This window comes from Arthrobacter sp. Soil736 (genome assembly GCF_001428005.1).
In the GTDB taxonomy this organism is placed as follows: domain Bacteria; phylum Actinomycetota; class Actinomycetes; order Actinomycetales; family Micrococcaceae; genus Arthrobacter.
Map to the genome: position 1 here is coordinate 388,440 of NZ_LMSB01000001.1, position 12,049 is coordinate 400,488.

Sequence of the window (12,049 nt, forward strand, 5' to 3'; positions counted from 1 at the left end):
GTCCGTCCCCGCAGGACACCGCAACCTCTCCAACACCCAACCCGGAGTAACCAATGACCGTACTAAGTGAAACCGCTCATCGGGTGAAAACCGTGCGGCCCGTGGGCACTCGGGCGGTTCTCGCCGAGCTGAGCGGGCTGCAGGATGTGCTCGCGCTGCAGGCGCTCCTGCTGGAGGCTCCGCTGCCCGGACAGCTCGACGTCCTGGCGGCGGCGGAAACCGTGATGATCAAGGCGGAGTCGCCGTCGGCCGCGCGCCGCATGGCCGCCCTCCTGATGGACATGGACCTTACGGCGCCGGCCCATGCCGACGGCAGCCTGGTGGTCATTGACACCGTGTACGACGGCGACGACCTCGCCGAAGTGGCGGCGCTGACCGGCCTGGGCACGGACGGCGTGATCGCCGCCCACTCCGATCAGGTCTGGACCGTGGCCTTCGGCGGGTTCGCCCCCGGGTTCGGCTACATGGTGGGCGAAAACCAGGTCCTGGAAGTCCCCCGCAGGAACTCCCCGCGCACCGCCGTCCCCGCCGGCTCGGTGGCCCTGGCCGGGAACTACTCAGCTGTGTATCCGCGCAGTTCGCCCGGCGGCTGGCAGCTGATCGGCCGGACCGGAGCGAGCATGTGGGACCTCAGCCGGCCCCAGCCCGCGTTGGCCAGGCCCGGCGACCGCGTGCGGTTCCGACCGGTGCGGGAGGCGGTCGCCATGGCACCGCCAGCAGCACCGGAAACAGCACGGCAGGCATTACCCGAAGCAGCACGGCAGCCAGCGACGGTGACAGCAGATGCCGCCGCAGGCGCAGGCCCGCTCGTGGCCGGTCTCCGCATCCTGTCCCCGGGGCTCCAGAGCCTGATCCAGGACCTTGGCCGGCAGGGCCACGCCGCCCTAGGCGTTTCCGCCGCCGGTGCGCTCGACCGTGCCTCCCTGCGCCGCGCCAACCGCCTTGTGGGCAACGGTTCTTCCGCGGCCGCCGTCGAAACCGTCGCCGGCGGGCTCCGCGTTGAAGCCGTGGGGGACCAGGTCCTGGCCGTCACGGGTGCGCCCGCCGCGCTGACCATTGAATCGCCGTCGGACACCGGAAAACCGGGCCGGCAGCGGACGGTTCCCGCCGCCACGGCGTTTGCCCTGCTCGACGGCGAAGTCCTGAGCATGGGTGCGCCGGAGAGCGGATTCCGCACCTACCTGGCCATCCGCGGCGGGGCCGATGTTGCCCCGGTGCTGGGCAGCCGGTCCACCGACACGATGTCCGGCATCGGCCCCGCGCCGCTGGCCGCAGGCCAACTGCTCCCGGCCGGCCACGTCACCGACTCCGGAGTGGTGGGAAGCCCCGAGCTCCAGCCGGAGTTCCCAAGGGAGGGCGTCACCGAACTGGATATCGTTCCCGGCCCGCGGGATGACTGGTTCGACGACGCGGCACTTGCCTCGCTCTGCGGCCAGTCCTGGCAGGTCACCCCGCAGTCCAACCGCGTGGGCATGCGCCTGAAGGGCGAGCCGCTGCGGCGCAGCCGCGACGGCGAGCTTCCCAGCGAGGGGACCGTGGCCGGTGCCATCCAGATCCCGCCGGAAGGACTTCCCGTCCTGTTCCTGGCCGACCACCCGATCACCGGCGGCTACCCGGTGATCGGCGTCGTGGCCGACGAGCACCTGGACCGGGCAGCCCAGGTGCCGATCGGCGGGAGCATCCGTTTCCGGATCGCCCCGCATGCCCCAAACGCAAACAACAACACAAGAAGCGAGTAACTGATGCGCAAGGTCCTGATCGCCAACCGCGGTGAAATCGCCGTCCGCATTGCCCGTGCCTGCGATGACGCGGGGCTCGGCTCGGTGGCCGTGTACGCCGACGTCGACGCCGACGCGCTGCACGTTTCCGCCGCGGACGAGGCGTACAGCCTCGCCGGCAACGCGCCGTCGGAAACCTACCTGGACATCGCGAAGCTGCTCCGCGTCGCGGCCGACTCCGGCGCGGACGCGGTCCACCCCGGGTACGGCTTCCTGTCCGAGAACGCTGACTTCGCGCAGGCCGTACTGGACGCCGGACTGGTGTGGATCGGCCCGACGCCGGAGGCGATCCGGCTGCTGGGCAACAAGATCACGGCGCGGGAGATCGCGGTGCGCGCAGGCGCCCCGCTGGTGGCCGGCAGCGACGGCCCGGTGGCGACGGCCGCTGACGCCCGGGCCTTCGCCGAAGCGCACGGACTGCCCATCGCCATCAAGGCGGCGTTCGGCGGAGGCGGGCGCGGGCTGAAGGTGGTCCGCGAGATGGACCAGATCGAGGAGTCGTTCGACTCCGCCGTCCGGGAAGCCGTGGCCGCATTCGGCCGGGGCGAATGCTTCGTGGAGCGCTACCTGGACAGGCCCCGGCACGTCGAGGCCCAGGTCCTGGCGGACATGCACGGCAACGTGGTGGTGGTCGGAACGCGCGACTGTTCCCTTCAGCGCCGCCACCAGAAGCTCGTGGAGGAGGCCCCGGCGCCTTTCCTGAGCGACCAGCAGACCCGGGAAATCTACTCCGCAGCCAAGGCGGTGTGCCGCGAGGCCGGCTACTCCGGTGCCGGCACCGTCGAGTTCCTCGTCGCCGCGGACGGCACCGTGGCGTTCCTGGAAGTGAACACGCGCCTGCAGGTGGAGCACCCCGTCACCGAGGAGACCACGGGAATCGACCTGGTGCAGGAACAGTTCCGGATCGCCGCGGGGGAGCAGCTGCGGTTCACCGAGGACCCGGCTCCACGGGGCCACTCCTTCGAGTTCCGGATCAACGCCGAGGACGTGGGACGCGGCTTCCTGCCGTCCCCCGGCACGGTCGGGGAGTTCACCGGTCCCACCGGCCCCGGCGTCCGGATCGATGCGGGATTCGGCGCCGGCTCCTTGGTTCCGCCGCAGTTCGACTCCCTGCTCGCCAAGCTGATCGTGACCGGCGCGGACCGCCAGCAGGCCCTGCGCCGGTCCCGCCGTGCGCTGGCCGAAATGCGCATCACCGGCGTTCCCACGGTCCTGCCGTTCCACCGCGCCGTCGTCGAGGCCCCGGACTTCACGGCAACGGACCGCCTGGGCGTCCACACCCGGTGGATCGAGACGGACTTCGCCGGACAGATTCCGGCCGACGAGCAGTTCAGCACGGCTGCCCCCGTCGGCGAACGCCGCACCATCACCGTTGACGTGGACGGCAAGCGGCTGGCCGTCGGGCTTCCGGCCGCGCTGCTGGACGGCTGGGCCCGCTCCGGGCAGGGACTCCCGGACGGGTTCGACGGCGGAGCTTCCGCCGCCGGCGGCAACTCCGGCAGCGCCGCCGGAAGCGCCGGGACGAACGGCAGCGTCGCCCACCCGGCGGAACTCCGCTCGCAGATGGCCGGCACCGTGGTGAAATGGCTGGTCGAAGCCGGGGCACAGGTGACTGCCGGGGATCCGCTGCTGGTGCTGGAGGCCATGAAGATGGAAACCCAGGTGACAGCACACCGCTCGGGAACGCTCTCGGAACTCGTGGCCGTACAGGGCGGGGTGGTCAGCGCCGGCTCCGTGGTGGGACGGATCGAGTAGCGGTGTCATTTTCCGAAGTCGTCTGCACCACTCCCGGCTGCCGCCCCGGTCAGCCAGGAGCTGATCAGAGCCACGACCGTCCCAGTTCTAAGCTGCTGGAACATATGTTGACCTCAACTTCCAAACCGTTGCTACCGCAGCGGGGGAGTTCTTAGTCACAGACGCTATTTCCGCGGGTTAGCCTAAGAGCATCTTATGCTTGACCGTTTTTGGGGCAAGGACCCCTTTGCGTTCACTAGTGTTATGCGCGTCACAGAGAAGGAAGGACGCCGTAGCAATGTCTGCAACAACCGCTCAAATAGAACTTCAGTCCCCAACGGGGCACGTGCTGGCCTCAAGTAACGCGTGGATCGCACTGAAGCGAGCCGCCGGGGATCTGCAGCAGATCCAGGTCCAGGACGGCTCCATACCCGATCCGGCGGACCACGACCGCGCACAGCTCGCCGTCGACTCGATCACGGCTTCGATCCGGGAACTGGCCCCCTCATTCCCGCACGATGCGGAGTATCTGGCCTTGCTTGAAGCGGACTTCGAGCAGTGGGCTGGTTCCTCCTTTGGGGTACCCGACTTCCTGGATTCGCTGCTCGCTTTCCAGCCGCAGCAGCACCGCATCGACGGGCTGCAGCACCTTGTGGTTTTCCCGATGTACACGCAGAACGGCAGTGCAAACCGCTTCGTGGAGGCCGTTCTGTTCGAAGTGGCCTGGCCGGAGTTTGTTGCGGAACTCGAAAGCGGAGAATACTCGAACCAGCTTTTCGTGCCCATCCGCTTCATCGACTTCACGCCGGGCTATGACACGAATTCGGCCGTGTTGTTTCCCGAAAGTGTGGCCGTTCGGGAAACCCCGGCGTTCACATGGGGCGGCATTTTCGCCGACCGCGAGGCTGAGAGGTTCCGGAGGGTGGTGGCTGCGGCCAGCCAGACCACCTCCCTCACGCTTCCGGACGACGCGCGACGGCTCCTCGAAGACCCTCAGCTTGCCCTGGAAACCTTTGTGATGTGGGATCTGATCCACGACAGGACGCACATGCGCGGCGACCTGCCGTTTGATCCGTTCATGATCAAGCAGCGGATGCCGTACTTCCTCTACACCCTGGAAGAGCTGCGGTGCGATCTGACGGCATTCCGCGAATCCGTACGCATCGAGCGGGACGAAAGTGCCTCGCCGGAGGCGCGCAGCCACGCCAAACTCGTCCAGTACGCCGTCATCTTCGACAGGATCTTCCGGTTTGCGATGACCGGGACTCGGGTCCGCAACTACGACGGCCTGGGCGGGCAGCTCCTCTTCGCCTGGATGCACCAGCACAAGGTGCTTCACTGGACGGACTCGACACTTTCAATCGACTGGGCGGACGTGCCCGAGGTCGTCATCGAACTGGGCAAGCGGATCGAGGAGCTGTACTGGCGTTCCATCGACCGCCCGAAAACCGCCCACTGGCTTGCCGCCTATGAACTCATCAGCGGGACAGTCACCCCGAACCCCGCATCCGTCTGGGCCAAAGGGCCGGACGCGCTGCCCCTTGACGGCCCTCCACGGGGCCTGACCGATCAGGTGCTCGATGACGAGTTCCCGCTCTCGATGTTCTACGAAGCACTCGAGAAGAAGATGAGGACCGTCATCGACTCAACGGCCGGAATCACTGGCGGGTCCATCGGCGCCGACGCCCACAAGGACGCGGCATGATGGCGCCGGGCGGACCCCGGACGGTCATGGTGGCAGGTTCCACCAGCGAAGCCGGGACGGCCGTCGTGTCTGCCCTCAGCGATGCCGGCTTCCGCGTCGCAGCCGTTGATCTGGACACCGAACGCGTGCAAAACCTCGCGCAATCCCGTCCGAACGTCACCGGCTACACCTGCAACCTCGCAGAGCCGGCGGCCGTCCGGGAGCTGGCGTCCTCCGTCCGCAGCGACCTTGGACCCCTCGACGGCCTGATCCATCTGGTGGGCGGCTGGCGCGGCGGCGACGGCATAGCGGGCCAGAGCGACGAGGATTGGGACTTTCTGCAGACGAGCGTCCTGACGACGCTGCGAAACACCAGCCGCGCCTTCTATCATGACCTTGAAAAATCCCCGACTGGCCGGCTGGCCATAGTCTCAGCCCAGGCGGCCGCCAATCCGTCAGCGGGTGGTGCCGCCTATGCAGCGATCAAGGCCGCTTCCGAGGCCTGGACCCTGGCGATTGCCGACGGCTTCCGCAGCTCGCAATCGGCCAGCAACGGCGACCCGCAGCCGCAGCGATCGGCCGCCGTCGTATTCGTAGTCAAGGCGCTCGTCGATGACAGGATGAGGGCCTCCCATCCCGAGCGGAAATTCCCGGGATTCACCGATGTGAAGGATCTAGGGGCTGCGTCGGCCGCACTGTTCAGCGGGTCCGCCGCCGAACTCAACGGTTCCCGTTTGCCCCTGGGCTGATTTGCCGGCTGTCCGGAAAGTGATATCTGCGCGGCACGCTGCTACAAGAGCCAGCGTGGCCGCCGCGCAGGCAGTTGACCAATAGAAAAATAATGTGTTTCGCCACGCATATATTGTGTGGCAGCGAATCTGGATCCCCTTTCGTGGGACCACCCCGAGCAAAAGGTAATCAATGATGATTTCTTCGTCCAAGAGGTCAATGGCGCTGGCAATTCTCGCCGTCGGCCTTCTCGCACTGACAGGCTGCACCAATGCGTCCCAGACCGCCGGTGGAACCGCCTCCGATTCCACCGGCTTCGATCCTGCATCCGTGGCCAGGGATGATGCCCTGGCCGCGAGCGTCCCTGACGCCATCAGGAGCAAGGGCACCATCACCGTGGGCGCCGACACCTCGTATGCGCCTGCCGAATCCCTTGGCGGCTCCGATGGCCAGACGCCGGTGGGCTACAACGTGGATTTCGCCAAGGCCATCGGCGCGACCCTAGGCCTCAAAGTGAAGGTCCAGACCTCGGAATTCACCGGGATCCTGCCCGCGCTCGGCTCCAAGTACGATCTGGGAATCTCCTCCTTCACGATCAACTCGGAGCGCCTGAAGGCCGTCAATATGGTCAGCTACTTCAACGCCGGCACCTTGTGGGCCGTCCAGAAGGGCAACCCCAAGAATTTCAGCGTCGATGACATCTGCGGCAAGACCGTGGGCGTGCAGACCGGCACCACCCAGGAGGCCCCTGACGTGTCCGGCCGCTCCAAGGCGTGCACGGATGCGGGCAAGTCAGCCATCAACATTGTCACCCTGAAGACCCAGACGGACGTGACCACCCGGCTGGTGAACGGCAGCATCGACGCCATGTCCGCCGATTCGCCCATCATCGGCTACGCCCTCTCCCAGACCGGCGGAAAGCTGGAAGTCCTGGGCGATGTTTACGACGCCGCACCGCAAGGCATCGCCGTGGCCAAGGGCGACCCAGCCCTGGCCGAAGTCATGAGCAAAGTCATGAACAAGCTGATCAGCGACGGCACCTACAAGAAGATCCTTGATGCATGGAACAACTCCACCGGAGCCGTCACCAAGTCTGAAGTGAACCCGGCGGTAACAAGTTGAGCATCCAGGCACCTGACCTCCCCGCCACGGACCGGAGCGGGCATGCCGCCCCCGCGCCGGAACTGATCAACGCCGTTCCGGTCCGGCACCCTGGCCGCTGGGTGGGCGCCGCCATCATCTTTCTGTTTCTTGCCCAGCTGTGCCAGAGCCTGGTGACCAATCCCAATTTCCGCTGGGATATTGTGGGCACGTACATCATGGACGTGCTGGTGATCCAGGGCATCGGATGGACCCTGCTGCTGACGGTCCTCTCCATGGTCCTTGCCGTTTCATTGGCAATTCTGCTGGCCTTCATGCGGCAATCGGACAACCCCCTGTTCCGCTGTGTCAGCTGGTTCTGGGTCTGGTTCTTCCGCGGGACCCCCGTCTATACGCAGTTGGTGTTGTGGGGCCTCGTCTCGGTCCTCTACCCCAAGGTTTCCGTGGGCGTGCCTTTCGGTCCGGAACTGTTTCACTTCAGCACGCAGGACCTGGTCACCGCCGGGGTCGCCGCCGTCCTTGGCCTGGGGCTGAATGAGTCCGCTTACCTGGCCGAAATCTTCCGGGCCGGCCTGAAGTCCGTGGACGGGGGTCAGATGGAAGCCGCCGAGGCGCTGGGCATGCGCAAATCCAAGATCATGTGGCGGATCATTCTTCCGCAGGCCATGCGCGTGATCGTGCCGCCGACCGGAAATGAGACCATCGGCATGCTGAAGACCACCTCGCTGGTCCTGGCGGTGCCCTTCACCCTGGACCTGACTTTCGCGACGAATGGAATCGCGAACCGCACCTACTTGCCGATTCCGCTGCTGATCGTGGCAGCCTTCTGGTACCTGGTGATCACCAGCCTGCTGATGGTGGGCCAGTTCTACATTGAGAGGCACTTCGGCAAGGGAGTGGACAACCTGGTCCAAGCCCCGGTGAAGGCCAGCCAGACCGCGGCCCGCGCAGCCAAGGGAGCCCACGCACGCAAGGAAGAAGGTGAGGGACTGTGACACTTACCCACGACGTGAGGACGAAGGAAACCTTGGTCCGCATTGAAGGCGTCCACAAGTATTTTGGCGAACACCATGTGCTCCGCGGGATCGACATGAATGTCAAGGAGGGCGAGGTCTCCGTGATCATCGGTCCCTCCGGCTCCGGAAAGTCCACGCTGCTGCGCTGTGTGAACCTCATGGAATCCATCAGTGCTGGCAGGATCTACGTCCGCGACGAGCTCATCGGCTACCGGGAAGCCGGCGGCAGGTTGCACGACCTGAGCAGCAGGGAGATTGCCGCCCAGCGCCGTGAAATCGGCATAGTCTTCCAACGCTTCAACCTGTTCCCGCACAAAACTGCCGTGCAGAACATCATCGAGGCCCCCACTCAGGTCAAGAAGCAGTCCAAGCCCGCCGCCCGCGCGAAAGCCCTGGAGCTGCTGGACCGCGTCGGCCTTGCCGACCGGGCCGGGCACTATCCGGCCCAGCTCTCCGGTGGGCAGCAGCAGCGCGTGGCCATCGCCCGGGCTCTGGCGATGGAGCCGGAGCTGATGCTCTTTGACGAGCCGACCTCGGCCCTGGACCCGGAACTGGTGGGCGACGTGCTCAGCGTGATGAAGGACCTGGCCAAGTCCGGCATGACCATGATCGTGGTGACCCACGAGATCGGCTTTGCCCGCGAGGTAGGCGACACGCTGACCTTCATGGACGGCGGCGTCGTCGTGGAAAGCGGTAACCCGCGCGAAATCATCGGCAACCCGCAGCACGCCCGCACCCAGGAGTTCCTCTCCAAGGTTCTCTAACGGATCCGCCTCGGACGGTCAGTTGGTGCGGCAGTCTTCCCACGGCCCCGCACCAACTGGCCCGCAAGGAAAATGACAAGTGGCCTCAGCGGACGAACGTGCGGAATCCGCCCCAGCCCTTCCCGATGGTCGAGGGTATGCCCCACCCTCCCTGGGCAAGCGGGAAGTACCGCACGGCGCCGTCATTGAAAAGGACAGTCAGCCCCCGTGTTCCTGCGCCCTGAAAGCTCGAGCTGGCCGTGATGGCGCGGGCACCCCAGCCGGTGCCGATCTGCGGGCGGGCTTCGCTGCGGAAGTTGCCCCTGCCGTCCTGGCGGTAGAGGCGCAGAACACCGTCCCGGCCCGGTGCCAACAGGTCCGGAATCCCGTTGTCGTCCCAGTCCGCAATGGTGAAGTTTGTCAGGGTGCCCCACCCGCTGCCCACGAGACGGCGGCCCGCCAGTCCCCGCCCGGCGGGGTTGTCATAGAGCCAGAGCTTGCCCGCGGCGTCGCGCGCCAGGACGCCGGGGTACCGGCGGGAGGTGTCCCACGTGCCGGCCGTGATGGCCATCTGCTGCCACCCGGCGGTTCCGGCCGTGAAGGCAGCGCCGAAGCCTCCTGTGGACCGGCCGGGGTGGACGGTCAGCGTGCCGTTGGGCCACTGGGCCAGCAGGTCCAGCGTGCCGTCCCGGTTCCAGTCCACCTTGGACACCGAGCGGGCAGTTCCCCACCCCTTGCCGATCGGGGCGCGCTGGCCAAGGCCGCCGTTGCCGAGGGCCGGGTGGTTCCACAGCGTTCCGTCTGCGGCCACGCCCAGGGCATCTGAACTGCTGTGGACGGAGGAAAGGGACTTTCCTCCGGTGTCCGCAGGGCCCGTCCGTGAAGCTGATCGGAACACGTCGCCCACGGCGCCCATGACGATGCGGTCTCCCGGCCTGCTGGTCCGCAGGAACCTGGTCACCGTGGAGAGCGTGGTGGAGATGCAGCCTGCCGACGGGACGTTGCCGGCGTGGAGGAAGATGGCGTACGAGGCACCCTGGACCGTGGAGGCATCCGGCAGGCGGTTGTAATTGATGACGGCGGCCTGCTCGTAATAGCCCTGGTTCATGTACGTCCACAGGTTCTCGTCCGCAGGCCCGCCGCGGCCGTCAAAGTACTGGTTGTAGGTGGCTCCGCGCTCGCCTCCCCACCGGGAGGACGGGTTGATGGCGCGGTACCTGAGCGCCGTGCCCGGATTCCGCCGGCCCAGGGCCTCTGTGACAGTGAACGATCCGGTAGGGGAGCGGTAAGTGTCCTCCCAGGCCTGGCCCGGTGCGGAGAACCCCCGGCTGCCCGCGAAGCCGGTGGTCTGCCATTCGGTACTGTAGCCGGCACCTGATTTCACGCAGCCCGTAATGACCACCCGCGTCTGGTTCCGGTCCGGGGCCGTGGCGAAGGTGACCCGCGTGGCCCCGTAGGTGTTGAACTGCACCTGTCCTGCCGAGAGCCGTGCGCAGGCGTTGTAGACCGGGGCGGCGGCGCCGGACGGAGGAACAGTCCCCAGAGCCAGCAGCACGACCAGGGTTAAAACCACCAGGGGCCGCAGTCCGGACGGACGGTTCAACGAAAATAGCCTCAATTTATCCCCCCAATAAACGCGCAGCAGGGCCGCGCAGCCTGATCCGCCGCAGCGGATACCCCCTGTAGTAAACCACCCATACAGGTGGGTTCCCGCCTGGACAGGTGCCTTCCCCAAGGTTTTCAGAAGTCGACCGGCGCACGATGGCCTTGTTCCACTCCCGGATCGGTAGTTGTGCATGAAGTTGGTAGCCGCAGCCCATACGAACTACCAGGAACTTGGAGGAGGCCATGGCAACACGAAGGGACGTGCTGAAGCTGAGCATGCTGGGCGGCGCTGTAGCCATTACCGGGATGAAGGAGGGCCCGGTCCTGAACGGTGTATCGGCGAGACGTGGTGCCGATGATGCCACCACTTCTACGCCGATCACCACCCCGAGCAAGCTGGCCGCGAAGAACACGCCGGTCCCGTATACCGCCACGTTCCGCCGCCCTCCGGAACTTGTCCCGTTCTCCACGGGATTCGACGCTGACGGCCAGCCTTTCGCAAAGTACTCGCTGACCCAGAAACTGGGGCAGGCCCAGATCGCGCCGGGGCTGTCCACCACACTGGCCGGGTACAACGGGATCTTCCCCGGCCCCACCATCCGGGTTCCGCAAGGGACCCGCACCGCGGTCAGGATCAGCAATGCCCTCCCCGCGAAGGGACTCCTCTACACGGAGCCGTTCAACACCGTCACGCACCTTCATGGCTCGGCGTCGCTGCCGCAGTACGACGGCTACGCGAACGACCGCACCGCCCCGGGGAAAGTGAAGAACTATAAGTACCCGAACTGGCAGGTGGCGCGGACGCTCTGGTACCACGACCACAACCACATGCTCGCCGCCCAGGGCGTGTACTCAGGACTCGCCGCCACGTACGCGCTTTCCGACGCGCAAATAGACCACCCCCATACGGATGGCTGAGGCCAACCGACAAGTTCAATCAATCCGGTACGAAAATGCCGGCGCCGCTTAGCGGCGAGAGTGACAGGAGTAGGCAGTGAGGAGCGTATCCAACCCCACCATTCGCGATGTTGCCGAAAGGGCGGGAGTCTCCTTGACCACGGTTTCTTACGTGCTGTCCGGCAGGAGCGGCGGCACAACCCGGATCAGCCAGCCCACCCAGGAACGCGTGCTGGCCGCCGTCGGGGATCTCGGCTACGTACCCAACCAGGCGGCCCGCGGAATGCGCCGCGGGCGGACGGACCTGGTGGCCATCGCCATCGGCGATCTTGAGTGGCCGCCGGACCGCGCGCTGGCCACGGCGGCGGCTTCCATCCTTCCGCGCCACGGCTACCAGCCCGTCATTCTGCTGGGCCAGACCTGGCGGCAGTTCATGCTGTCCGGCGGTGCGGACGGCGTCATTGTGGGTGTGGCCCCGCATGCCGCCGCCGAGGACGGCACCATCACCGAACTCGCCAGGCGCGGCGTGGCGCAGGTGGTCATCTCGGAAACCATGCACGCCGAACAGGCCGTCGCACTGCTCATGGACCAGATGGAGGGAGGCGCGCCGCAGGACGCCGTGAGCCCGGCTCCTTGGAAGCGGCTCAGCGAAAACGTCCTGTTTGGCGGCGGTGTGCTGCACGTGCTTCACGAGGTGCTGTCCGCCGTCGACGTCTTTGCGCAGCAGCTCCCTGGCCTCTAGGAACCGGACGAGGGCGGCCG

The 12,049-nt window shown here is 66.5% G+C and carries 10 protein-coding genes; 9 read left to right on the forward strand and 1 reads right to left on the reverse strand.

All coding sequences use genetic code 11. The features are described 5' to 3' along the window. The first annotated feature begins 53 nt into the window (after nucleotides 1–53). The 7 genes from ASG92_RS01830 (at nucleotide 54) to ASG92_RS01860 (ending at nucleotide 8,806) form a co-directional block, all read left to right on the forward strand. Entirely contained in the window at nucleotides 54–1,739 is a 1,686-nt protein-coding gene (locus ASG92_RS01830; RefSeq protein WP_056623547.1) for a 5-oxoprolinase/urea amidolyase family protein, read from the forward strand. 3 nt (nucleotides 1,740–1,742) lie between these two features. After that, the gene (locus ASG92_RS01835) at nucleotides 1,743–3,533 is read left to right on the forward strand and encodes a biotin carboxylase N-terminal domain-containing protein (RefSeq protein WP_056623550.1); all 1,791 of its coding nucleotides are present in this window, start codon (nucleotides 1,743–1,745) and stop codon (nucleotides 3,531–3,533) included. 277 nt (nucleotides 3,534–3,810) lie between these two features. Then, nucleotides 3,811–5,217: a DUF6421 family protein gene (locus tag ASG92_RS01840; protein ID WP_056623553.1), complete on the forward strand. Its 1,407-nt coding sequence runs from the start codon at nucleotides 3,811–3,813 to the stop codon at nucleotides 5,215–5,217. Continuing rightward, complete coding sequence (locus ASG92_RS01845) at nucleotides 5,217–5,945, forward strand: SDR family oxidoreductase (protein WP_056623909.1); 729 nt, start codon at nucleotides 5,217–5,219, stop codon at nucleotides 5,943–5,945. Before ASG92_RS01840 ends, ASG92_RS01845 begins: the two co-directional genes overlap by 1 nt. Before the next feature lie 172 nt (nucleotides 5,946–6,117). Beyond that, nucleotides 6,118–7,047: an ABC transporter substrate-binding protein gene (locus ASG92_RS01850; protein WP_056623556.1), complete on the forward strand. Its 930-nt coding sequence runs from the start codon at nucleotides 6,118–6,120 to the stop codon at nucleotides 7,045–7,047. A gap of 2 nt (nucleotides 7,048–7,049) precedes the next feature. Continuing rightward, nucleotides 7,050–8,021: an amino acid ABC transporter permease gene (locus tag ASG92_RS01855; RefSeq protein ID WP_082579247.1), complete on the forward strand. Its 972-nt coding sequence runs from the start codon at nucleotides 7,050–7,052 to the stop codon at nucleotides 8,019–8,021. After that, entirely contained in the window at nucleotides 8,018–8,806 is a 789-nt protein-coding gene (locus ASG92_RS01860) for an amino acid ABC transporter ATP-binding protein (protein ID WP_277307621.1), read from the forward strand. Before ASG92_RS01855 ends, ASG92_RS01860 begins: the two co-directional genes overlap by 4 nt. 85 nt (nucleotides 8,807–8,891) lie before the next feature. On the opposite strand, the gene ASG92_RS29450 is transcribed toward ASG92_RS01860, so the two are convergent. Continuing rightward, nucleotides 8,892–10,388 (reverse strand): hypothetical protein, encoded by a 1,497-nt coding sequence (locus ASG92_RS29450; RefSeq protein ID WP_056623559.1) that lies wholly within the window; start codon nucleotides 10,386–10,388, stop codon nucleotides 8,892–8,894. Nucleotides 10,389–10,633: 245 nt separating this feature from the next. On the opposite strand from ASG92_RS29450, the gene ASG92_RS01870 reads away from it, so the two are divergent. After that, complete coding sequence (locus ASG92_RS01870) at nucleotides 10,634–11,308, forward strand: multicopper oxidase domain-containing protein (protein ID WP_082579239.1); 675 nt, start codon at nucleotides 10,634–10,636, stop codon at nucleotides 11,306–11,308. Between the two features lie 76 nt (nucleotides 11,309–11,384). Further along, a complete protein-coding gene (locus ASG92_RS01875; protein ID WP_056623565.1) occupies nucleotides 11,385–12,029 on the forward strand; it encodes a LacI family DNA-binding transcriptional regulator in 645 nt (214 codons plus the stop codon). Nucleotides 12,030–12,049 lie beyond the last annotated feature (20 nt).